General features: G+C 73.1%; 23 protein-coding genes. 14 read left to right on the top strand and 9 right to left on the bottom strand.

The genetic code is table 11. The features are described from left to right. Window positions 1-9: 9 nt before the first annotated feature. The 3 genes from ACIP2X_RS03240 to ACIP2X_RS03230 form a co-directional block, all read right to left on the bottom strand. Complete coding sequence (locus ACIP2X_RS03240) at window positions 10-693, bottom strand: TetR/AcrR family transcriptional regulator (protein ID WP_401666796.1); 684 nt, start codon at window positions 691-693, stop codon at window positions 10-12. A gap of 64 nt (window positions 694-757) precedes the next feature. Next, window positions 758-2,071 (bottom strand): FAD-binding oxidoreductase, encoded by a 1,314-nt coding sequence (locus ACIP2X_RS03235; protein WP_401666794.1) that lies wholly within the window; start codon window positions 2,069-2,071, stop codon window positions 758-760. Then, entirely contained in the window at window positions 2,068-2,967 is a 900-nt protein-coding gene (locus ACIP2X_RS03230) for an LLM class flavin-dependent oxidoreductase (RefSeq protein WP_401666791.1), read from the bottom strand. Before ACIP2X_RS03230 ends, ACIP2X_RS03235 begins: the two co-directional genes overlap by 4 nt. Window positions 2,968-3,031: 64 nt before the next feature. Between ACIP2X_RS03230 and ACIP2X_RS03225 the strand changes: the two genes are divergently transcribed. After that, window positions 3,032-3,379 carry a winged helix-turn-helix transcriptional regulator gene (locus ACIP2X_RS03225; RefSeq protein WP_401666788.1) on the top strand — a complete coding sequence of 116 codons (348 nt, stop codon included), beginning with the start codon at window positions 3,032-3,034 and terminating at the stop codon, window positions 3,377-3,379. Window positions 3,380-3,422: 43 nt separating this feature from the next. Here the strand turns inward: ACIP2X_RS03225 and ACIP2X_RS03220 are convergent, their stop codons facing one another. Further along, window positions 3,423-3,956, bottom strand: coding sequence for a hypothetical protein (locus ACIP2X_RS03220; RefSeq protein WP_401666786.1), 534 nt, complete (start codon window positions 3,954-3,956; stop codon window positions 3,423-3,425). Between the two features lie 387 nt (window positions 3,957-4,343). On the opposite strand from ACIP2X_RS03220, the gene ACIP2X_RS03215 reads away from it, so the two are divergent. The 6 genes from ACIP2X_RS03215 (at window position 4,344) to ACIP2X_RS03190 (ending at window position 10,252) form a co-directional block, all read left to right on the top strand. Then, the gene (locus ACIP2X_RS03215; protein ID WP_401666784.1) at window positions 4,344-4,970 is read left to right on the top strand and encodes a LuxR C-terminal-related transcriptional regulator; all 627 of its coding nucleotides are present in this window, start codon (window positions 4,344-4,346) and stop codon (window positions 4,968-4,970) included. 682 nt (window positions 4,971-5,652) lie between these two features. Next, window positions 5,653-6,501: an oxidoreductase gene (locus tag ACIP2X_RS03210; protein ID WP_401666782.1), complete on the top strand. Its 849-nt coding sequence runs from the start codon at window positions 5,653-5,655 to the stop codon at window positions 6,499-6,501. A gap of 61 nt (window positions 6,502-6,562) precedes the next feature. Then, window positions 6,563-7,444: a helix-turn-helix domain-containing protein gene (locus tag ACIP2X_RS03205; protein WP_401666779.1), complete on the top strand. Its 882-nt coding sequence runs from the start codon at window positions 6,563-6,565 to the stop codon at window positions 7,442-7,444. A gap of 182 nt (window positions 7,445-7,626) precedes the next feature. Further along, window positions 7,627-8,583, top strand: coding sequence for an alpha/beta fold hydrolase (locus ACIP2X_RS03200; protein WP_401666776.1), 957 nt, complete (start codon window positions 7,627-7,629; stop codon window positions 8,581-8,583). 99 nt (window positions 8,584-8,682) lie between these two features. Beyond that, complete coding sequence (locus ACIP2X_RS03195; protein WP_401666774.1) at window positions 8,683-9,804, top strand: PP2C family protein-serine/threonine phosphatase; 1,122 nt, start codon at window positions 8,683-8,685, stop codon at window positions 9,802-9,804. Window positions 9,805-9,901: 97 nt separating this feature from the next. Beyond that, a complete protein-coding gene (locus ACIP2X_RS03190) occupies window positions 9,902-10,252 on the top strand; it encodes a tetratricopeptide repeat protein (RefSeq protein ID WP_401666772.1) in 351 nt (116 codons plus the stop codon). Window positions 10,253-10,315: 63 nt separating this feature from the next. Here the strand turns inward: ACIP2X_RS03190 and ACIP2X_RS03185 are convergent, their stop codons facing one another. Then, a complete protein-coding gene (locus ACIP2X_RS03185) occupies window positions 10,316-11,746 on the bottom strand; it encodes a PepSY-associated TM helix domain-containing protein (RefSeq protein WP_401666770.1) in 1,431 nt (476 codons plus the stop codon). 127 nt (window positions 11,747-11,873) lie between these two features. Here ACIP2X_RS03185 and ACIP2X_RS03180 point away from each other — a divergent pair, with 127 nt between their 5' ends. After that, the gene (locus ACIP2X_RS03180) at window positions 11,874-12,521 is read left to right on the top strand and encodes a peptide deformylase (RefSeq protein WP_401666767.1); all 648 of its coding nucleotides are present in this window, start codon (window positions 11,874-11,876) and stop codon (window positions 12,519-12,521) included. 39 nt (window positions 12,522-12,560) lie between these two features. Here the strand turns inward: ACIP2X_RS03180 and ACIP2X_RS03175 are convergent, their stop codons facing one another. After that, entirely contained in the window at window positions 12,561-13,994 is a 1,434-nt protein-coding gene (locus ACIP2X_RS03175) for a dihydrolipoyl dehydrogenase family protein (protein ID WP_401666764.1), read from the bottom strand. A 145-nt stretch (window positions 13,995-14,139) separates the two neighbouring features. Here ACIP2X_RS03175 and trxA point away from each other — a divergent pair, with 145 nt between their 5' ends. After that, complete coding sequence (trxA, locus tag ACIP2X_RS03170) at window positions 14,140-14,523, top strand: thioredoxin (RefSeq protein ID WP_401666761.1); 384 nt, start codon at window positions 14,140-14,142, stop codon at window positions 14,521-14,523. Window positions 14,524-14,573: 50 nt separating this feature from the next. On the opposite strand, the gene ACIP2X_RS03165 is transcribed toward trxA, so the two are convergent. Next, window positions 14,574-15,608 (bottom strand): LacI family DNA-binding transcriptional regulator, encoded by a 1,035-nt coding sequence (locus ACIP2X_RS03165; RefSeq protein ID WP_401666759.1) that lies wholly within the window; start codon window positions 15,606-15,608, stop codon window positions 14,574-14,576. 110 nt (window positions 15,609-15,718) lie between these two features. Continuing rightward, window positions 15,719-16,459: a TetR/AcrR family transcriptional regulator gene (locus tag ACIP2X_RS03160; protein ID WP_401666757.1), complete on the bottom strand. Its 741-nt coding sequence runs from the start codon at window positions 16,457-16,459 to the stop codon at window positions 15,719-15,721. A 98-nt stretch (window positions 16,460-16,557) separates the two neighbouring features. Here ACIP2X_RS03160 and ACIP2X_RS03155 point away from each other — a divergent pair, with 98 nt between their 5' ends. The 5 genes from ACIP2X_RS03155 (at window position 16,558) to ACIP2X_RS03135 (ending at window position 21,407) form a co-directional block, all read left to right on the top strand. Beyond that, window positions 16,558-17,118 carry an NAD(P)H-dependent oxidoreductase gene (locus ACIP2X_RS03155; protein ID WP_401666755.1) on the top strand — a complete coding sequence of 187 codons (561 nt, stop codon included), beginning with the start codon at window positions 16,558-16,560 and terminating at the stop codon, window positions 17,116-17,118. A 290-nt stretch (window positions 17,119-17,408) separates the two neighbouring features. Then, entirely contained in the window at window positions 17,409-18,551 is a 1,143-nt protein-coding gene (locus ACIP2X_RS03150; protein ID WP_401666752.1) for a glycoside hydrolase family 19 protein, read from the top strand. Window positions 18,552-18,576: 25 nt separating this feature from the next. Further along, entirely contained in the window at window positions 18,577-19,344 is a 768-nt protein-coding gene (locus ACIP2X_RS03145) for an NPP1 family protein (RefSeq protein WP_401666750.1), read from the top strand. Between the two features lie 136 nt (window positions 19,345-19,480). Next, window positions 19,481-20,905: an amidase gene (locus ACIP2X_RS03140; protein ID WP_401666747.1), complete on the top strand. Its 1,425-nt coding sequence runs from the start codon at window positions 19,481-19,483 to the stop codon at window positions 20,903-20,905. A 55-nt stretch (window positions 20,906-20,960) separates the two neighbouring features. Continuing rightward, window positions 20,961-21,407: a type II toxin-antitoxin system PemK/MazF family toxin gene (locus ACIP2X_RS03135; protein WP_401666745.1), complete on the top strand. Its 447-nt coding sequence runs from the start codon at window positions 20,961-20,963 to the stop codon at window positions 21,405-21,407. Here the strand turns inward: ACIP2X_RS03135 and ACIP2X_RS03130 are convergent. Then, window positions 21,392-22,213 carry a TIGR02452 family protein gene (locus ACIP2X_RS03130; RefSeq protein ID WP_401666743.1) on the bottom strand — a complete coding sequence of 274 codons (822 nt, stop codon included), beginning with the start codon at window positions 22,211-22,213 and terminating at the stop codon, window positions 21,392-21,394. The genes ACIP2X_RS03135 and ACIP2X_RS03130 overlap by 16 nt on opposite strands. Between the last annotated feature and the right edge of the window lie 144 nt (window positions 22,214-22,357).

Below are 22,357 nucleotides of genomic sequence, written 5' to 3'. Positions count from 1 at the left end.
GCCGCTCCCTCAGCAGTCCGGCACGCAGCACTCCAGCGCCGCGATGGTCTGCTGGACCTGCTCGGGACTCAGCGGCGGCTCGGGCAGCTCATGGGCGCCGCCGGCGCGGAAGGCGTCCAGCATCAGGTGGAGATGACGCCGCCAGGCCCGGGGGGCGACCGTGCTCGTGGCCTGGATGATGCCTTCCAGGGACCAGGCGACGAAGGCGATGTCCTCCGGCGTGACGTCGGTACGCACCACGCCCTGTTCCTGGGCCCTGTCCAGGATCTCGTTCCCCAGCTCCTTGACGCGCTCGTTGAGCCGCCCGCTGCGGGTGTTCACCGGCAGCCGCGCCGCGGCCATGGCGTTGAACGCGCGGTCGCACGCCTGCAGTTCGCAGAACCGCTCCAGGAAGACGCAGAAGCCTTCCCAGGCGTCGTCCATCGCGGCCGCCTCTTCGGCGGTGTCCAGAAGAAGGGTGAACTTCTCGGCGAAGAGCTCCTCGACCAGTGCGAGCCGGGTCGGGAAGTGCCGGTAGAGGGTGCCGATCGCGACACCGGCCTGGCGCGCGATGCCCTCCAGGGATGCCTCCAGACCTTGCTCCGCGAAGGCCACGCGCGCCGCCGCCACGATCGCGTCGCGGTTGCGCTGGGCGTCACGCCGCAGCGGCTTGGCCTGAGCCTCCTGCGCGCGGGACAAGGTTCGCTCGGTCATGACTCCAGCGTAACATGAGGCACCCCTCCACATCAGGGGCCGTCTTTCCCGGGTGGCGGCGCCGTCAGACCCGCGGCCGGGGGCGCAGGACGCCCTCGGGGTCGTAGCGCTTCCACAGGTCGGCCACCCGGGCACCGGTCGGTCCGGGGTAGAAGCGGTCGAACGTCGTCCCGTCGGGGGCGCTTTCGAAGTTGACGTAGGCGCCGTCCAGGTACGGGGCGAGCGGCACCCAGCCGGTGCGCAGGGTGTCCCGCGCGTCCGGCGGGAACGCCGCGCCGATGACGAGGACGTTCTGGTGGCGGTGCGCGAAGGCGGTGGCGGAGGGGTCCGGGTCGTGGGTCGCGCCGCCGAGCGAGCGCATCTGCACGAGGACCGGGTCGGGGGCCGCCGATGCCCGCACCAGGGCGCGCGCGGCGCCCGCGGACATCTCGGTGAGCAGTCCGTTGGTGGTGCGGGCCGGCATCTGCCCGGTGTTCTCGTGGAGATGGAGGGGGGAGACCAGGTCGGTGTAGGCGACGATCCGGGCCTGCTGCCCGAGCACGTCGCCCACCTGGAGCAGGGGTTCGAGCGCCCCGCGGACGACGGGCACGCTGCCCGAGGTGACGACGGCGGTGATGACGGCGGCGGTGGAGCCGTCGTGCTGCGAGGCCAGCCTGAGCTCCGTCGACAGCTCGCGCGGCGCCCGTGCCATGACGTCCGCCCAGCGCCGCAGCGTCTCCCCGGCCGGGTCCACCGCCACGACCAGTTGCGCGTGGCCGACGTCGCGGAGTTCCATGGCCTCGATCTCGAAGGCGACGGCGACACCGGCGCCCGCGCCCGCGCCCCGCATCACCCACAGGAGGTCGGGCTCGTTCGCGGCGTCCGCGCGCACGAGCGTCCCGTCGGCCAGGACGACCTCGACGGCGCGGATGTGGTCGACGGTCAGCCCGTACTTCCGTACCAGCCAGCCGACACCGCCGCCGGTCGCGATGCCACCGACACCGACGTTGCCGTGGTCGCCCGAACTGACGGCGAGCCCGTGCGGCGCGAGCGCCTGGGCGACCTGGGCCCAGCGGGCGCCCGCCTCGACCCGGACCATCCGGGTGCGGCGGTCGAGGACGTCGGTGCGGTTCAGGGCTCTCAGATCGATGACGAGCCCGCCGTCGTTCGTACCGGTGCCCGCCAGACCGTGACCGCCGCTGCGGACGGCGACCGGGAGACCTCGGTCCCGCGCGAACCGCAGCGCCGCCGCGACGTCCTGCGCCGATTCGGGCAGCACCACCTGGGCCGGGCGGCCCACGGTCGTATAGGTGGAGCGCACCCGCTGGTAGCGGCTGTCGCCGGGCGTGACGATCTTGCCCGCGAGCTCGGCCGGCGCGTCGCCGGGTACGCCGCTCATCGTCCGCCCCGGATCTTCGCGACGCTCTCGCGCACCGCGGGCACGACCTCGTCGGCGAAGCGGGCCAGTTGCCGCTCGGAGTCGGCGACCGGCCAGAAGACGAAGGTGTCGAAGCCGAGTTCGACGGTCCAGCCGGTGAGGGTGTCCACCCAACGCGGCACGTCACCCACGAGTCCGGGCGCGCCTCCGTGGCCGCCGATCGCGCCGATCACGTTGTAGACGCGCCGCAGGGTCCTCGGGTCACGCCCGGCCGCCACTGCCGCCTCGTCGATGATCCGCTGCCGGGCGGGAACCTCGCCCGGAGGGACGTAGATGTTCAGCGGTGAGATCCAGCCGTCCGCCCGCTGACCGGCCAGCGTGAGCATCCGGCGCTTCTGCGCGCCGAGCCATAGCTCGACGGGCCGTGGGGGCACCGGTCCGGCCTGGTACCCGCCGATGCTGTGGTACGGGCTGTGCAGCCGCACGGCGTCCCCGTCCAGGGCCGTGCGCAGCAGCCCCAGCGACTCCTCGGCGAACGCGACCATGTCGGGGCCGCGTCGCGCCGGTCCGCCCATGGAGGCGATGGCGTCGGGGATGCCGCCCCCGCCGACGCCGAGCCGGACGCGGCCGCCGGTGAGCACGCTCAGGGACGCGGCGGCCTTGGCGAGCATCACGGGCTGCCGCAGCTGGAGGTCGGCGACGTCGGTGACGAAGGAGATGCGGTCCGTGAAGGCGGACAGGTGCGCGATCAGGGTCCAGGCGTCGAGGTGGCCGGGCTGGTAGGGGTGGTCCTGGACGGCGAGGTGGTCCAGGCCGCGTTGCTCAGCCGTCCGCGCTAGGCGCAGGGTCCGCGGCCACGTCTCGGCGGCGGGGTCGAGACTCACGCCGAAGGAGAGCGGGCGTTCGTAGTCGGTCATGCCTCCACGATGCGTGGCACCGGCCGCCCGGCCAAACGTCCAGTAAGGTGCTAATCTTTCGTAAGTGGACTCCATTCATGACGACACCTGCCCGCGCTTCGAGGCCACCCTCGAACTCGTCGGACGCCGCTGGACGGGCTCGATCCTGGTCGCCGCCGGCCGGGGCGCCCGGCGCTTCGGCGAGTACCGCGCCATGATCAGCGGGATCTCCGATCGCCTGCTCTCCCAGCGGCTGAAGCAACTGGAGGCCGAGGGCCTCATCGAGCGCACGGTCATCCCCTCGACGCCCGTGCAGATCCACTACCGGCTGGCACCGGAGGGCGAGGAACTGGTGGAGGCCCTGATGCCGCTCGCGCGCTGGAACATGCGGCGTTCCGGCGCCCGGGGCGGGGGATGGATCCCGGCCGCCTGAGGTCGGCCTGCGGCCCGGCAGCGCCGGGTAGGTGGCCTCGTCTTCAGCGGCGTCCGGGGGGCGAGGCCTGGTACAGGCCCCGGCCGGCCCGGTACGCCCGGGAGGTGGCGACGAGGCGGTCGAGGGTGCTGCGAACGGCGTTGATGCTGCCCGCGCTCCCGGCGCGGCCGAGCGCCTCGGCGACGTCCCGGGCCCGCAGGGCGGCACCAGGATCGCCGGAGAGCACGGCGATCACCTGCTCGGTGAAGCCGCGCCCGAGCAGCTCGGGCGCCAACCGGGCCGCCGTCACCGCGCCGTCGCCTCCCGTCGGGGCACGCTCGGCCGTCGCACCGTCGACGGGCGCGCCTGCCACGGGCGCACCGTCAGCGGCGGGTGGCACGGTGGGCGGCAGGGCACGCAGCGCGGCCAGGGCACCCCGGAGGGATTCGATGTGACCGGAGACGACCGCGAGTTCCGCCTGGACCGACTGCTGTTGCAGGTACAGCCCTTCCTGCCGTTCCTCCAGCTGGACCAGCTCCGACTGAAGCAACGCCGTCGCCGCCTCGATGCTGTTCGCCGCCGGCCCTGGCGCTGACATGTGTTCTCCCTGTTCCTGGCTCCGTCTCCGCGACGAGCATACGGCGGCCCTTCCGGACGCCGCGGGGGCGTCCGGGCACGGTCACCCCGCCCCCTGTCCCGTACTTGGTGCCCCTGTGAACAAAAGGCCGAGGAGACCTCGGAACACGAGCAGTGGCACGCGGTGCGTGGCAGACGGTGGGTTTCGGTGGCAGGGAGGCGCCGAACCAGTGGTGAACACACGTGAGCCCGATCCCTCCGGGCCACCCCTGGCGGCCCCGGCCCGTCGGCCCGCAACTCCTGTGGACGCGGCCCGTGTCCGCGAGGCAGACTGTCGAGCGCGATCAAGGCCTTCCGACCTTCACCGGCCGATCGCAGCCCCAGCACTTGAGAGTGGCGAAGACCTTTCATGAACCCGCGTGCCCTGCCGACCGTGGCCGTCCTGGCCGGTGACCCCCTCACACAACAAGGTGTGGTCGCCTATCTCCGCTCCCGCCCCCAGGTCGAGGTCCTGGACCGCGAGGACAGCGCGCGGGCGGACGTCCTGGTCGTCCTCGACACCGATGTCACCTCCACGACGCTCGCCGAAATCCGGCGACAGGCACGGGAGTCGGCCAACGCGGAGATGCGGATCGTGCTGGTCGCCAACAGCATCACGGAGCGTCAGCTCAAGGACGTGATCGGCCATCGGCTGGTGGGCTTCCTGCCCCGCCGGCGGACCGGGATGCGGCAGATCCTCACGGCGGTCCTGGACGCCTGGGCGGGCAACGCCTGCCTTCCGGCGGCTCTCGTGCGCAGCCTGATCGACGATCTGCGGGTCATGCAGGAGGCGGGCGCATCGCCGGTCGGGTTCACCGAGCGTGAGATCGACATCGTCAGGCTGCTGGCGGAGGGGTGGACGACGGAGGAGATCGCCGACAAGCTCGGCTACTCGGAGCGCACGATCAAGAACGTTCTCCACTCCCTGAACGTCCGGCTCGGCCTGCGCAACCGCGCCCATGCCGTGGGCCACGGCGCCCGGCTCGGGATCCTCTGACGGCGGCCCCGAGCGGCGGTGTGGTGACCGTTGGGGAAGTGTGGTCTTCCCGATCGTCCCCACTCCCCCTCGGCGTGCGGTGTGCCGGGTCCCGACGCCACTACCGTGGTGCGCAGCGGGCCCGGTTGTTCCCCCGTACAGTCGGGCCCGCGCCCAAGGTGGTGTGACACCGTGGTGTCCGCCGGCGATCACACTGCCAGGGCCACAGCATTGAGCGACGAGGGGTCTTCCTGGTACTGCCTTTCCCAGGTTCGCCATCCCAGGAAGAACATGCCCTGCCTCCGCACGCCAACTCGATGCACCATGAACGCAAACATTGTGCGCCGGGTCGGCGAGCGGACCGAAGGGATCACCCATGCCCCCCTGCACGGCGGCGAAGACGTCCATGCACCCGAGGAAGCCTGCCCTGCCCGCCCCCGCCCGGCCGTTTCGGCGCCGGGAGTTCTGGACGGTCGCGGGCACCGTCTTCGTGGTCATGGGGCGGCCGGCAGCGCGCCATCGGCCCTGTACGAGCTGTATCAGCAGCGCTGGCACCTCACCACGGGCACACGGCACTCCCCCCCCCGGCCGGGGTCCGCGGGGGCCGGCCCGTCAGCCTATGCAGATCCTTCCCTGGCTGGTCACCGGCGTGTGACAGACGATTGACCTACGCGAATTCACACCCCTTGTGACGGAGATCTTCATGACTGTCTGGTTCATCACCGGCGCCTCCCGCGGGTTCGGCCTCGAACTCGCCCGCCAGGCGCTGGAGCGCGGCGACAGGGTCGTGGCCACCGCCCGGCGGCCCGAGGGCCTGGAGCAGGCGCTGCCCGGTCACGGCGGCCGGCTGCTGGCCCTGCCCCTGGACGTCACCGACGAGGCGCAGGCGGCCTCGGCCGTGCGCGCCGCCACGGAGGCGTTCGGCGGCATCGACGTCCTGGTCAACAACGCGGGTCGCGGTGTGCTGGGTGCCGTCGAGGAGACGTCCGACGCCGCCGCCCGCGGCGTGTTCGACACCAACGTCTTCGGCCTCCTCAACGTGACGCGCGCCGTGCTCCCCGTGATGCGGCGGCAGGGCCGTGGACACGTGATCAACCTCAGCTCCATCGGGGGGTTCAACGGTGTGGCCGGCTTCGGTGTGTACTGCTCCACCAAGTTCGCCGTCGAGGGCCTGTCCGAGGCACTGCACCAGGAGGTCTCGCCGCTGGGGCTGAAGGTGACGGTCGTCGAGCCCGGATACTTCCGCACCGACTTCCTGGACGGCACCAGCCTGCACGTCGAGGAGCAGGTCATCGGCGACTACGCGGCCACGGCCGGCGCCGTGCGCGGAGCAGTGCCGGGGCTCAACCACGCCCAGCCGGGCGACCCGGTCAAGGGCGCGACGGCGATCCTCGCGCTCGTCGACGCCGAGGAGCCGCCGCTGCGGGCTCAGCTCGGCAGCGACTGCGCCGGGGCGATGGAGCAGAAGATCGCCCAGCTGGACCGGGAGGCCCGTGCCTGGCGGCACCTGGCGCTCTCCACGGACCACGAGGACGTCGCGGTGCGGAGCTGATCCGCTCGCGCAGGAACGCGCGGTCGGGCGCGCGGTGGAAGTGATCGATGAGGAGTGGCACATGACCCAGCTGGGCGACTATCTCCGTGCGTGCCGGGCACGGATCCACACGGAGGACGTGGGCCTGCCCGCCGTCGGGCGGCGGCGGGTACCGGGCCTGCGCCGGGAGGAACTGGCTTCTCTCGCCGGGATCAGCGTGGACTACATCGTGCGTCTCGAACAGGGCCGCGTGAAGTCCGCCTCCCCGACGGTCCTCCTGTCGCTGGCCGAGGCGCTCCAGCTGCGGGCGGACGAGAAGGAGTACCTGCTGCGGGTCGCGGCGGAGGACGCCACGGTGCCCGAGAGGTTCCGGCCCGCGGCTCCGCGCCGGCAACAGGTCTCCCCCGGCACCCGGGTGCTCCTGGAGAGCCTGGTCAACGTCCCGGCGCTGGTCCTCGGACGACGGATGGACGTCCTCGCCTGGAACGAGCTGGGAGCGGCGCTGTTCACCGACTTCGCCGAGCTGCCGCAACGCCAGCGCAACCACATCTGGCTGACGTTCCTGCATCCGCGGGTGCGCGGCATGTACGAGAACTGGGCGAAGGTCGCGCAGGAGTGCGTCGCGTATCTGCGGATGGACGCGGCACGGTATCCGGACGATCCCGAACTCGCCCAGCTCGTCGGGGAACTGTCCCTCAAGGACGACGACTTCGGCTCCTGGTGGTCCGGCCACCGGGTGCGGGCCCAGCGGCAGGGACGCAAGAAGTTCCGGCATCCGATCGCGGGCGAGCTCGACCTGGACTTCCAGGTCCTGGACGTCCGGGGCGCAGCCGACCAGTCACTGCTGGTGTACACGGCGGAACCGGGCTCCGCAACGGCCGAGGCCCTGACGTTCCTGGCCAACTGGGTCACCACCCGCGGGCCTGCCGCCGCCCCCCACCCCAGCCACAACACGGAGGCCTGACCGCCCGGAAGCGCGGCGGCCGCCACCACGGTGGTGGTTTGTCGGTGTGAGAGGTGTGGCCGCCGTGCGAAGTTCACACTGTCGTTGTGACGCGCGCCGCGACTCGGGCTTTCGGGTTGTGCGGCGCGAGGGCGCGCCGTGCCGCGGCCGCCGCCGTGGCGACAGGCCCTAGCCTCGGGCGCATGGTCGCGCATCGCATGGTCGACGTGAACGGCATCCGGCTGCACATCGCCGAGGAGGGCACCGGCCCCCTGGTGGTGCTCCTGCACGGCTTCCCGGAGTCCTGGCGCTCCTGGCACCACCAGTTCGCTCCGCTGACCGCCGCGGGCTTCCGGGTGGTCGCCCCCGACCAGCGTGGTTACGGCCGCAGCGACCGTCCCGAGGACGTCGCCGCGTACAGCATCCTGCACCTGGTCGGCGACGTGGTGGGCCTGATCCGCGCTCTCGGCGAGGAGCAGGCGTACGTCGTCGGCCACGACTGGGGCGCGCCGGTCGCCTGGCACACCGCCCTGCTGCGGCCGGACCTGGTGCTCGGGGTGGCCGGTCTCAGCGTGCCCCCTCCCTTCCGGGGCCCGGAACCGCCGCTCGTCACCATGGAGAAGAGGTTCGGCGGCCGCTTCTACTGGAACTGGTTCAACCGTCCCGGTGTCGCCGACGCCGAGTTCGCCGCCGACACCCGCACCGCCTTGCGGAAGTTCATCGCCTCGGCCTCCGGCGACGCTCCCGGCGAGGTCGAGCAGCCGCTGGTCGACCTGGAGCGGGGCTGGCTCGCGACCATGCCGGACCCCGGCACGCTGCCCGAGTGGTTCACCGAGCAGGATCTGGACGCGCTCACCGAGAGCTTCTCCGGCGGCTTCACCGGCGCGCTCAACTGGTACCGCAACCTGGACCGCAACTGGGAACTGACGGCCCCCTGGGACGGCGCGGTCGTCACCCCTCCCTCCCTGTACGTCTACGGCGACCGCGACCTGGTCCCCGCCTTCCCCGGCACGCCCGAACTCATCGCGCGGCTCCCGGAGCTGATGCCCGGACTGCGCCGCGAGCCGATCAGGCTGGCGGGCTGCGGCCACTGGACCCAGCAGGAACGCCCGGCCGAGGTGAACGCCGCGCTCGTCGAGTTCCTCACGGCCCTCGCCTGAGCCCGCGCAGGCACCGATCCGCGCCGCGCTGCCCGCCATACGGGTGCCGACACGCGCACCACCTGGGCCCGGCCCACGCGGGGCGAGTATTGCTTGCTCATGAGTTTCGATCTCCTGAGCGCGCGCGAGGGACGGCGGCCGTTCTGGATCGCCGGGCCGTTGGCGCTGATCGCGGTCATCACCCTCGTCGACGTGCTGACCCCGCCGCAGGTCCGGCTCAGCCCCTTCCTCGTCGTGGCGCCGGCGATCACCGCCTCCTTCTCCGGCGCCCGGCTCACCGCGGCCGTGGCGGCCCTGGCCCTGGGCGCCGAGGTCGCCGTCGACATGACCGAGGGACCGCCCGCCCTCAACCAGAGCGTGGCCACCCTCGCCCTGGCGGCCGTCTCGGCTCTCGTGGTCTTCTTCGCCTACCTGCGCGACCAGTACGCACGCCACTACCGCCACGTACGCTCCCTGGCACTGACCGCGCAGAAGGCGGTGCTCCGGCCACTGCCCGAACACGCCGGCCCGCTGCACATCGCATCCGTCTACCTCGCGGCCGAGGCCGAGGCGGTCATCGGCGGAGACCTCTACGCCGTCGCCCGCAGACCGCACAGCACCCGGCTCATGATCGGCGACGTGCGGGGCAAGGGCCTCGACGCCGTCGGTGAGGCCGCCCTCGTGCTCGGGGCGTTCCACGCCACGGCCCACCGCGAACCCGACCTGCCGACGCTCGCCGCGGCCCTGGACGGCGCGCTCGCCGCGACCCCCGGCCCCCTGGACCGCGCGGCCGGGGAGGACTTCGTCACCGCGCTGCTGCTCGACGTCCCCGACGACGCCGGCCCGGTCAGCTGCCTGTCCTGCGGCCACCCCGCGCCGCTCGTCGTCCGCGGCGGCCTGCCCGTGGAGCCCGCGCTGCCCGACCCGGCACCGCCGCTCGGTCTGGGCCTCGCGACCCTGTACGCCCGCACCGGGAGCTTCGCCCTGGGCCCGGACGACATCGTGCTGTTGTGCACCGACGGCGTCCTCGAAGCCCGGGACCGGGCCGGGACGTTCTATCCCCTGCCCGACCGCATCCGCACCTGGCCCGGCGGCGACCCGCAGTCGCTCGTCTCCTATCTCCGCGGCGACCTGCTGCACTACACCGGCGGCGGAAACCTCGGCGACGACGCCGCGCTCCTCGCGTTCCGGCGACGCGATCCCCCGGCACCGGCACCGGCGCCGCGCGAAGGCCCGGCCTGAGGTGCGCCGGTGCGCGGGCCGCGACCGGCGAGGCGCCGCCTCCCGTGCCGGAATTTTCGGCCACGCGCGCGGGTTGAGGGGCCCGAAGGAGGTCAGAGTGGAGACGACGTACTACGACCACGGAACGCCGGCCGAGCGCTGGGACCGCGCACGGATGTTCTTCGACGCCAAGGAGTACACGACGGCGGCGCGCATCCTGGACGGGCTGGTCGAGGAGGTGCCGGAGCAGACGGGACCGCGACTGCTGCTGGCCCGCGCCTACTACCACTCGGCGCAACTGCGCCGCGCGGAGCACCAGTTGCGCGTCATCGTGGAGCGCGACCCGGTGGAGCAGTACGCCCGCCTGATGCTGGGCCGTACGCTCGAACGCCAGGGCCGGCAGACGGAGGCGGAGCCGCATCTGCGCCTCGCCTCCGCGCTCGCGGGCGACTTCGGCGAACGCGTCTGACCGGCGCGAGCGCCCTCGACGCCGACGACGGCCCGGCCTCCGACCGAGAGGCCGGGCCGTCGTTCATCCGGCGGCCGCCTCGTCGGTGGTCCCTCCCCCGGCGGCGTACGTCCGCCGCCCCCGCCGGTGCGCGATCTCGCCCAGGATCACGTCCACCACGAGGAACGCCGCCAGCGGTATGCCGAGCAGCGGCACGAAGTAGCCCACGACGGCGACCACGGCCAGCAGCGGGACCAGGATCTGCGGCGGCACCTGCGCCCAGGCGCCCCGCGGGATCGGCCGGCCGAACGCGGACCCGCGGCCGCGCTGCCACCACATGCGGTAGCCGAGCACGATGAGCACGATCAGGGACAGCGCGAGCAGCATGAGGGCGATCTGGTTCACCAGCCCGAAGAGCACGCCGGTGTGCAGGTCGATGCCCCACCGGGTGAGTTTCGCCAGCAGCGGGTGGTCGGCGAACCGCAGCACGTCGGTGACCTCGCCGGTGGCCGGGTCGACGGCGACCGAGTCCTGCTTGCCGGGCCAGCCGCGCTCCACCTGCTTCACCACGTACGCCGAGCCCGCGTCGGCCGGCGGAACGATCTCGACGGGGTCGCCCAGCCCCTCGGCCCGGGCGGCGGCCAGCACCTTGTCGAGACCGACACCGTGCTCACCGGACCCTCCGGTCCCCGCCGCCGCGCCATGGCCTCCGTGGTCGCCGCCCGCCGACGCCGACACGGACGGGGTGGAGTGGCCGAGGGAGGTGCGCAGTTCGTCGATGTTCGCACCGGCGTACGTCGACCAGGTCAGACCGGTCACCGAGAGGAAGAGGAAGCCGATCCCGGCCCAGACGCCGATCGTCCCGTGCAGGCCGAGGGAGCGGCGGCGGCCGGTGGTGCCGCGCACCTTGCGCCGCGCGCGGCGGCGGGAGAACCACAGCACCAGGCCCCCGGCCGCGATCACCCACAGCCAGCTCGCGGCCAGTTCGCTGTAGAGGCGTCCGCTGTCGCCGAGGTGCAGGTCGCGGTGGAACTCGTCGATCCAGGTGCGCAGCGGCAGTGCCCCGGTGGAGCCGTACTGCTCCAGGGCGCCTCGCACCTTCCCGGTGTACGGGTCGACGAACACGGCGAGCGTGTGGTCCTCGTCGACGCCGGGCACCCCGGAGAGCATGACGCGCGTGGTGGCGTCGTCCTCCGGCGCGGGCCGAACGGCAAAGACCGCTCCCTCGGGGTGGGCCTCGCGGGCGGCGGCCACCTGCGCGGACATGGGCAGTTCGGTGCCGCCGACCTCGGGGACGGTCATCTCGTCGGCGTACACGATCTTCTCGGCCTGGAACGAACCGGCGTACAGGAGACCGGTGGTGGCCGCGACGAGCAGGAAGGGGGCGACGAGGAGTCCGGCGTAGAAGTGCAGGCGCAGCACGAGCGGGCGCAAGGGCGCCCACAGGCTCGGTTTCGGCGGCGGCGCGGCGGGCTGCGGGGGCGCGTCCGTGCTGGTCGGGGGAGCGGTGGTCATGGGAACTCCGGGGAGGGGGGACGATTTTCGGCCGTAGCGGTCCAGTAGTCGGGGTGGGGGCGCGGGGAGTTCCCGGAGATATGAGTGGCCCGCGTCACACGACAGAGGGTCATGACATCCTGGCCCCATGTCGACACCCCGTGACCGTTTGCCGCTCGCCCGACAGGTCGAGCAACTCCTCGCCACGGAGGGCCCGTTGCCGATCGTCGCGGCCGGAGACCCCGTGCTGCGGCGGCCCGCCGAGCCGTTCGAGGGCCAGCTGGAGCCCGCGCTGCTGGCCCGGTTCGTCGAGGCCCTGCGCGTCACCATGCACGCGGCGCCGGGCGTCGGTCTGGCGGCACCCCAGGTCGGCGTGCCGCTGCGGATCGCGGTGATCGAGGACCCGGCGCCGGTGCCGGAGGAGGTGCGGCTGGCGCGTGGGCGGGTGCCGCTGCCGTTCCGGGTCCTGGTGAATCCGTCGTACGAGCCGGCCGGCGCGGCGCGGGCCGGGTTCTTCGAGGGCTGTCTGAGCGTGCCGGGCTGGCAGGCGGTGGTGGCCCGGCCGACCCAGGTGCGGCTGACCTGCTCGGACGAGCACGGCCGTGCCGTGGACGAGGTGTTCACCGGGTGGCCCGCCCGGATCGTTCAGCACGAGACGGACCACCTGGACGGCGTGCTCTACGTCGACCGCGCCGAGCTGCGCTCCCTGTCCGCGAACGGGGCGGTGGCACAGCGCTGGGCGCAGCCGACGCCCGAGGAGGCGGCGCGGGAGCTGGGCTTCGCGCTGCCGGAGTGAGGGGAGCCGCTCGACTCGGTGCGGTGCTGCCCCGCTTCCTCAGTTGTCGCGGTAGCTCTCCAGCAGCCGCAGCCACACCTCGCTGATCGTCGGGTACGACGGCACCGCGTGCCACAGCCTGCTCAGCGGCACCTCGGCGACGATGGCGACGGCGGCCGAGTGGATCAGCTCCGCCACGCCCGGGCCCACGAAGGTCACCCCTCGCAGGATCTCGCGCTCCACGTCGACGACCATCCGGGCGCGCCCGCGGTAGCCGTCGGCGTACAGGCCCGCCCCGGCGACCGAGGAGAACTCGACGTCCACCGCGCGGACGCGATGGCCCGCACGCTCGGCCTCCGCCAGGGAGAGCCCGGCGGACGCCGCCTCCGGGTCGGTGAAGACGACCTGCGGTACGGCCGCGTGGTCGGCGGTGGCGGCGTGCGCGCCCCAGGCGCCGGAGCCCAGGACACGCTCGCCCAGGGCGCGCGCGGCGATGGCGGCGCCCGCGATCCTCGCCTGGTACTTGCCCTGGTGGGTCAGCAGCGCACGGTGGTTGACGTCGCCGACGCCGTAGAGCCAGTCGGAGCCGGTCACCTGGAGGCTGTCGTCGACCGACAGCCAGGAGCCCGGCTCCAGGCCGACGGTGTCGAGGCCGATGTCGTCGGTGCGCGGCGCGCGGCCGGTGGCGAAGAGGATCTCGTCGGCCTCGATGCGGTCGCCCTGGTCGGTGACCACGACGACGGTGCCGTTCTCGCGGGTCACCGACGCGACCGAGACACCGGTGCGGAGGTCCGCGCCGGCCTCGGTGAGCGCCTCCGCGACCAATTCACCGGCGAAGGGCTCCATCCGGTTCAGCAGGCCCTTGCCCCGTACCAGGACGGTCACGCGCGAGCCGAGGGCCTGCCAGACGGTGGCCATCTCGGTGGCGACCACGCCGCCGCCCACGACGACGAGCCGGCCGGGCACCTCCTGGGAGCTGGTCGCCTCCCTGCTGGTCCAGGGCCGGACGTCGGCGAGCCCCGGCAGGTCGGGCAGCTCGGCGCGGCTGCCGACGCAGACGGCGACGGCGTGCCGTGCCGTGAGGGTGGTCTCCTCGCCGTCGGGGCCGGTGACGACGACCGTGCGCGGTCCGGCGAGGCGGCCGTGCCCCCGGTGGAGAGCGACGCCGATGCCGTCGAGCCAGGCGACCTGGCCGTCGTCCTTCCAGTGCGAGGTGTAGTAGTCCCGGTGGGCCAGCACCGCGGTCACGTCGAGGTCCCCCTGCACCAGCCCGCTCAGCCCCGGGACCCGGCGGGCGTCCGCGCGGGCGGTGACCGGGCGCAGCAGGGCCTTGCTGGGCATGCAGGCCCAGTAGGAGCATTCGCCGCCGACCAGTTCGCTCTCCACGATCGCGGTGCTCAGACCGGCCGCGCGGGTGCGGTCGGCGACGTTCTCGCCCACCGGTCCGGCACCGAGCACGACGACGTCGTAGGCGATGGATTGCTTTTCCGTCATGGGGGTCAGTCTGGTGGGTGGTGTGGCGCGTGGCCACATGGGTACGCGCGCCGTTACATGATCGATCGGCCGCCCGGAATACCCGGCGGTCCGACCGTGTTGTGCCGACGGCTTCGCCCCCACCCCAGGAAGTAGGGATCACGCCATGAGCCAGACAGTCGAGCTCACCAAGGAGAACTTCGACCAGACGGTCACGGACAACGAGTTCGTCCTGATCGACTTCTGGGCGTCCTGGTGCGGGCCGTGCCGACAGTTCGCCCCGGTGTACGAGAAGGCCGCGGAGGACAATCCGGACCTGGTCTTCGGCAAGGTGGACACCGAGGCGCAGCCGGAGCTGGCCGCCGCCTTCGGCATCCAGTCGATCCCGACGCTGATGATCGTGCGCGACCGGGTGGCGGTGTTCGCGCAGCCCGGCGCCCTGCCCGAGGCGGCCCTCACCGACGTCATCGGCCAGGCCCGCAAGCTGGACATGGACGAGGTCCGCAAGGCGGTCGCCGAGCAGCAGGCGCAGGAGGGCGAGGCGCAGTAGGGCGGTCGTCCGGCGCCGGCCGGCCGAGGCAGCCGGCCGCGCCGCCGGAGTCAGCTGGAGTCGCGGTGCACCACCGAGGCGCCCAGCACCTCATGGCTCTCGGGTGCGGCGCCCGGGTCACGGACCGCGCGGTCGACCAGTTCCGCGAGGTACCGGCCGGACGGCAGCTCGATGTGGACGGTGCTCAGGCGCGGCCTGAGCAGCCGGCCCAGCATCAGGTCGTCCGCGCCGATCACCGCCGTCTCCTCGGGGATCCGTATCCCCTCGTCCTGCAGGGCGCGCATCAGCAGCATCGCGTACTCGTCGTTGTACGTGAACACCCCGTCGAGACCGAGCCTGCGCCAGCGCGCGGCGAGGTGGGCTGCGGCCTCCTCGTCGTGGGCGAGGGGCAGTTCGGTGACGACGGCGCCGGTGCCGTGCAGGGCCTGCCGTACGCCGGCCAGTCGCGGGCCGGAGTAGGCCTCCAGGCCGGGTTCCGCGGGCGTGACGACGCCGATCCGGCGGCGGCCGCGTTCGCACAGATGGCGACCGGCCGCCAGGCCGACGGCCGTGTGGTCCATGAGCAGGGCGTGCGCGCCCTCGACGGCCGCCGGGCCGAGGCTGACGACCGCCCGGGCCCCGGAGCGCTTGAGGACCGCCACGCCCTGCGGGCCGAGGCCCTGTCCGGGCGCCAGCACGGCGACCGGCCGCAACTCGGCCCAGGCGCGGGCGGCTTCGTCGCCGTGCAGGCCGAGCGTGCCGTACTGCACGACGGTGTAGTCGAGGCGGCTCAGGGCCCATTGGAGCTCGTTGATGAACTGCGCGTGCAGCGGCCCCACGGGAATGGCCGGGGAGGGCATCAGGACCATCCGGCTGTGCCCGGCGCGCAGGCTGCGGGCGGCCGCGTGCGGCACGTATCCGAGTTCCTTCGCTGCCTCGTGGACCCGGCGGCGCGTGGGTTCGCTGATCCGCACCGCGCTGGTGTTGTTGAGGACGTACGAGACGGTCGCACGGGAGACGCCGGCCAGGCGGGCCACATCGGCGCTCGTGGGCACCGAGCGCTGCGCGGGCGTCGCGGACGCGGGCGTGTTCGGTATCTGCACCATGACGTACCGCATCCTGGCAGAGGCGGCGGCACGGCCGGCGGGCGGGGGAACGTGCTCCCGCCTTCAACCAAAGCGGGCGTGCCGGGCCTGCCGGACGAGCCCGCCGCGGCTCAGCAGGGCGGCCCGGTACAGGGCTGCTCGGCGGTGCCGGGCCACTCGGGCAGCTCCCCCGCGGGCGGGCACTCGGTCCGCGTGATGCGCGCCACCAGGTCCACCCAGCCCGCCTCCAGCCGCTCCAGCGGCATGTCGCAGCGTTTGGTCAGGTGGTGGACCACGGCGGGGTCGAGGTAGCTCAGCAGGGTCTGGGCGAGCAGGGCGCAGTCCGCGTCGGGCACCACCTGCCGCAGCAGCAGGAGCAGGTGCTGGTGCAGCAACTGCCGTGGCGCCGCGCTGTGCCGGCGGTCGGGGGTCCCCTCGGCGGCGAGCTGGAGGTCCAGCTGCTCCAGCGACCTGCGCAACGACGCACAGCCGAACGCGCGCAGCCGCTCCACGGGCGGCGCGCCGGGCCCGAGCGGCGGTGGCCCGCCGAGGAAAGCGGCCTGGAACTTCTTCTCCGAGTGGTCGAGCAGCGCCGTCAGCAGGCCGACCCGGTCCCCGAAGCGGCGGAAGACCGTGCCCTTGCCCACCGAGGCGGCGGTGGCCACCGCCTCCATGGTCAGCGCCGCCGCGCCGTGCTCCGCGACCAGGTGGCCGGCGGCCTCCAGCAGGCGGGCTCGGTTGCGCGCGGCGTCCGCGCGAAGGCACTGCTCCTCGACCGACGGACCGAGTTCGAGGAGCTCGGGTGCGTCCAGCGGCTCACGGGACTCCGGGAAGGGCGGCAGGGAGGCGGACATGAAGACAGCGTAAAGCACGCGGAAGAAACTGGACCGCGGTCCGGTTAGGGTGATAGAAAGCTAAACGGACCCCGGTCCGGATACTCACCCCACGTTCCATCCCCCATGGAGTAGCCATGTCTGTACGCATCCTCGCCCTCGTCGGCAGCCTCCGCGCCGGCTCGCACAACCGCCAGCTCGCCGAGACCGCCGTCAAGCTCGCCCCCGAGGGTGCCGACGTCCAGCTGTACGAGGGCCTGGCCGAGATCCCCTTCTACAACGAGGACATCGATGTGGAGGGCACGGTCCCGGCCGCCGCCGAGCGTCTTCGCGAGGCCGCCGGCTCCGCCGACGCCCTGCTGCTGTTCACGCCGGAGTACAACGGCACCATCCCGGCCGTGCTGAAGAACGCCATCGACTGGCTGTCCCGCCCGTACGGCGCCGGCGCGCTCGGCGGCAAGCCGGTCGCCGTGATCGGCACCGCCTTCGGCCAGTACGGCGGCGTCTGGGCCCAGGACGAGGCCCGCAAGGCGCTGGGCATCGCCGGCGCCACGGTGCTGGAGGACATCAAGCTCTCCATCCCGGGCTCGGTGACCCGCTTCGCCGAGGTCCACCCCGCGGACGACGCCGAGGTCGTCGCGCAGCTCACGGAGGTCGTGGCGCGCGTGCACGGGCAGGCGGTGCCGCAGGCCGCCTGATCACCGGCCCCGCACCCGGCCGGCTCCGACCCGCACGAGCGGGGGTCGGAGCCGGCCTTCCGCGTTTCCGGGGCCCGGCACCGATCTCAACTCCCTTTCCTCAGCTCTTACTTCACACCTTGACTAAATTGGTCCATACCTTTAGTTTCACCGGACGATACCTCCCCCCGTCCGCGCACTCGGCCGTCCTCAGGGTGAACGTGGCCCCGATCGAGGCCACCTGACGAACCATCCACAGGGCGCCCGAGCGCGCGATGACGCGAACCCCCACCCAAGGAGCGTCGTCCAGCATGCGTATCTCCCACCTCAGACGTCCCGGTGCCCGGCGAAGCCTGATCGGCCGGTTCACGGCCCTCGCCGCCGCCTCCGCCGTCGTCACCGCCCTGTTCACCGCGAGCCCCGCCCAGGCCGCCGACGGCACCATCACCGGGCTCGCCGGAAAGTGCGTCGACGTGGCGGGCGCGAACAGCGCCAACGGCACCGCCGTACAGCTCTACGACTGCAACGGGACCGGCGCCCAGGTGTGGTCCAACCCGGGCGACGGGACCCTGCGGGCGCTCGGCAAGTGCCTGGACGTGGTCGAGCGCAGCACCGCCGACGGTGCGGCGGTCCAGCTGTGGGACTGCTCCGGCGGCGCCAACCAGCAGTGGGTCGTCACCGGGGCGCGGGACATCGTCAACCCGGCCGCGAACAAGTGTCTCGACGTACGGGAGAACAGCAGCGCCAACGGCACCCGGCTGCAGATCTGGAGCTGCACCGGCGCGGCGAACCAGAAGTGGAACGCGCCCGCGAGCGGCGGGGGCGGCACCCCGAACGGATTCGTCGTCAGCGAGGCCCAGTTCAACCAGATGTTCCCGGGCCGGAACTCGTTCTACACCTACAGCGGACTCACCGCCGCCCTGAGCGCCTATCCCGGCTTCGCCAAGACCGGCAGCGACACCGTGCGCAAGCAGGAGGCCGCCGCCTTCCTCGCCAACGTCAACCACGAGACCGGCGGCCTCGTCCACATCGTGGAGCAGAACCAGGCCAACTACCCGCACTACTGCGACTGGGGCCAGTGGTACGGCTGCCCGGCCGGCCAGGCGGCCTACTACGGGCGCGGGCCCATCCAGCTGAGCTGGAACTTCAACTACAAGGCCGCCGGGGACGCGCTCGGCATCGACCTGCTCAACAACCCCTGGCTGGTGCAGAACGACTCGGCCGTGGCCTGGAAGACCGGCCTGTGGTACTGGAACACCCAGTCCGGCCCCGGCACCATGACCCCGCACAACGCCATGGTGAACAGCGCCGGTTTCGGCCAGACGATCCGCAGCATCAACGGCTCCCTGGAGTGCGACGGCAGGAACCCGGCCCAGGTGCAGAGCCGCGTCGACGCCTACCAGCGGTTCGCCTCGATCCTCGGGGTCTCCCCCGGCGGCAACCTCTACTGCTGACGGCGGCGCCGGACAAGGAGGTGTGATGCGCAACGCGAGACCCCTCGCCAGGGCCGTCCTCGGCGCGCTCGGCGCGATGGCGCTGCTGGTGGCCGTACCGACGAGTGCCCACGCGAACGTTCTGCAACTGCTGCCGCAGAACGCCGACGGCCTGGAACAGACCTTCTCGCCCGCGTACGACTACGACGGCGACGGCTGCTACGCCACCGCCGCCATCGGCGCCGACGGCACCCTCAACCCCGGCCTCGAGCTGGGCGGTGACGTCAACGGCCGCTGCCACGACCACGCGCAGCTGGCCAACGCCAACACGTATGCGCGCGCCAAGTGCAACAACGGCTGGTGCGCGGTGATGTACGCCAGCTACTTCGAGAAGGACCAGGTGACCCTCGGTCCGGCGGCTCTCGGGCACACCCACGACTGGGAACACGTCGTGGTGTGGGTCAACGACAACGAGGCCAAGTACGTGTCGGTCTCCCAGCACAACACCTATGAGGTGGCCGCCCGTTCGTCGATCCGGTTCGACGGCACCCACCCGAAGATCGTCTATCACAAGGACGGCATCGGCAGCCATTGCTTCCGGTTCGCCGGCGGCAACGACGAACCGGCGGAGAACGCCACGGGCGGATGGTTCTTCCCGCGGCTCGTCGGCTGGAACGGCTACCCGGCCGGATACCGCGACAAGCTGATGGGCGCCGACTTCGGCGCGGCCACCATCAAGATCGACGACGGCGACTTCCAGTACGCCCTCGCCCACTCGATGCCTGCCCAGATCCCCTTCGACCCGAACGCCTGACACCCACGACGGCCGGTGCCCCCGCAGAACAGCGGGGGCACCGGCCGTCCTCGTACCCTCGCTCCCCCAACCCCGTTCCCCCGCGCGCCTCCTGACGTTACCGTTCGGTAGACCACACGTCCCGGAGGTGCCCCGCATGACGCTCGCCCCTTTCGCCGGTCTGGCGGAGACCGCCCGTGCGCTCGCCGACGGCGAGGTGTCCTCGCGCGCGCTCGTCGAGGCGGCCCTGGCCCGGATCGAGGCGACGCAGGGCACCCTCAACGCCTTCCGGATCGTGCGGGCCGAGGCGGCGCTCGCCGAGGCGGCGGCCGCCGACCGGGAACTGGCCGCCGGAGGGCGACGGCCGCTCCTCGGGGTGCCCGTCGCCGTCAAGGACGACATGGACGTGGCCGGCGAGCCCACCGCGTTCGGCTGCCCCGGCACGTTCGCCCCGGCCGCCGAGGACTGCGAGGCGGTACGGCGGCTGCGTGCCTCCGGCGCGGTGATCGTCGGCAAGACCAACACCTGCGAGCTCGGACAGTGGCCGTTCACCGAGGGGCCCGCGTTCGGCGCGACCCGCAACCCCTGGAGCACCGGGCACACACCGGGCGGTTCGTCGGGCGGCTCGGCGGCGGCGGTCGCGGCGGGTCTGGTGCCGGCCGCGCTCGGCTCGGACGGCGCCGGTTCGGTACGCATACCGGCGTCCTGGACCCATCTGATCGGCATCAAGCCGCAGCGCGGGCGCATCTCGACCTGGCCGCGCGGCGAGTCCTTCCACGGCATCACGGTCAACGGCACCCTGGCCCGCACGGTCGCGGACGCCGCCCTGCTGCTGGACTCCGCCCGCGGCAACCACGCCCGCGACCCCCACCGCCCGCCCGCGGTCGACGTGTCGGCCGCGGCGGGCCGGGACCCCGGCCGGCTGCGCGTGGCCCTCGCGCTGAAGCCGCCGTTCACGGCGGTGCCCGCCCGCCTCCACCCCGAGATCCGCGCCCGCGTCGTCGAACTCGCCGAGAGACTGGCCGCGTCGGGGCACACGGTCGAGGAGGCCGACCCGCCCTACGGCCGGATCGGGCTGACCTTCGTGCCGCGCGCCACGGCAGGTGTCGCGGACTGGGTCCGTGAGGCGCCCGACGCCGCGCTGCTCGACCCGCGCACCCGGGACGCCGCACGGCTCGGCCGGCTGCTCGGCGGGGCGCCGCTGCGGGCGGCCCGGCGCGCGGAGTCGGCGCTGCACGGCCGTATCGGCGCCTTCTTCTCGTCGTACGACGTGATCCTCGCGCCGACCACGGCGGCTCCCCCGTTGCCGATCGGTGCCATGCTGCGGCTCGGCGGGCTGGCCACCGACCGCGCGATGATCGCCGCCTGCCCCTACGCCTGGCCGTGGAACGTGCTGGGCTGGCCCGGCGTGAACGTCCCGGCGGGCTTCGTCACCGGCGGTCTGCCGGTCGGTGCCCAGTTGCTGGGCCCCGCGCACAGCGAACCGCTGCTCGTCTCGCTCGCCGCGCAACTGGAGGCGGACCTGCGCTGGCACGAACTGCGCCCGCCGGACCCGGCCGCCTCGGAGTCCCCTGCGGCATAAGGGGGTTCGCCCGCCCCTTGGCCAGGGCTTCACAGTCGCCCGTTACGGTGACCCCGTGACTGCCTTCACGGACGAGAACGTCCCGGGCCGCTTCGGCCCCACCGCCACCACCCAGTGCGACCCGCGCAAGGTCGGCCGGGTGCGCACCGAGTACTCGCCCGCGCACGACGGCGACCCCGATCCCGGGGAGATCGTGTGGACGTGGGTGCCCTACGAGGAGAACGACGGGCGGGGCAAGGACCGGCCGGTGCTGGTGGTGGCCCGGGAGGCGGGGGGCACGTTCCTCGCGGTGCAGCTGTCCAGCAAGCGGCACGACGGCGACCGGGAGTGGGTCGCCATCGGGAACGGGCCCTGGGACAGGTCGGGGCGGGACTCCTGGGTGGATGTGGACCGGGTGCTGCGGCTGCACGAGGCGGGCATGCGCCGGGAGGCGTGCGCCCTGGACCGGATGCGGTTCAACGCGGTCCGGCACCGGCTGCGCGAGCGCTACGGCTGGACCTGACGTTCCAAGAACGTGCGTTCGAAAGCACGGCGGGTGACCGTCCCCGTCGTACGGTCCAGCACGCCGAAGACCACGTGCGCGAACCGCCCCGAGAACCGCCCGTCCGGACCCAGCAGGTCCCGGAAGGCGCCGGCGACCTGGGCGGGATCGTTCTGGAAGACGCCACAGCCCCAGGCACCCAGGACCAGCCGCCGGTGGCCGTGGCGGGCCGCGACCTCCAGGACGCGCTCGGCGCGGGCGGCGAGGGCGCGTGGCAGGTCGGCCGCCCGCTCGGGTGCCGCGCGGCGCACGACCCCGGCGTTGGGCGCGGCCGCCGTGAGGAATCCGGCCGTGAACGGCTCGTCCAGCAGGCGCCCGCGGTCGTCGCGGAACACCGGGACGGCCGGCGAGTGAATCACCCGATCGGTGTAGAACGGGTCACGGTGGGTGCGGTGGTGGTCGTAGAACTCGGGGGCCCGCCGTAGGCAGGAGTACAGCGCGGAGGCCCGGCACAGGGCCTCTTCCTGCGCCTGCGCGCCGTTCAGGAAGCCGCCGCCGGGATTGCGCGCGGAGGCGAAGTTCAGCACCGCGGCGTCGCCGATCCGGCGGGCGGCCTCCAGGCTGCTCTCGCCCGTCACCTCGACGATCGTGTCCAGCGCGGGCGCTGCCGCGACCGGCACCGGACCGGGGCCGTGCATCCGGGTCGCGTCCCGTGCGGCGGCCACCGCCGCCGCGATCGAAACCGTACGCCCGTTCGACGCCTGGTAGGCGCCCACGGCCACGATCTCCTCGGTCTCCCGCGCGATGCCACGCAGGCGCGCGCTCATGGCGCCACCCCCGTGGGCGCCATGACCGCGCGCCCCGCGATCTCCCCCGTCGTGCTCATGAACGCATCGTGAGCGATGCTGGTCCTGCGGTGCAACAGAGTTTCCCCCGGCCCCGACGAGCGGGCATCCGGTCCGGGACGTCCG

The sequence above is a fragment of the Streptomyces sp. NPDC089424 genome (assembly GCF_044749345.1).
Classification (GTDB): domain Bacteria; phylum Actinomycetota; class Actinomycetes; order Streptomycetales; family Streptomycetaceae; genus Streptomyces.
The sequence above is the reverse complement of the archived record's forward strand: the minus strand, read 5'-3'. Positions and strand labels throughout refer to the sequence as shown.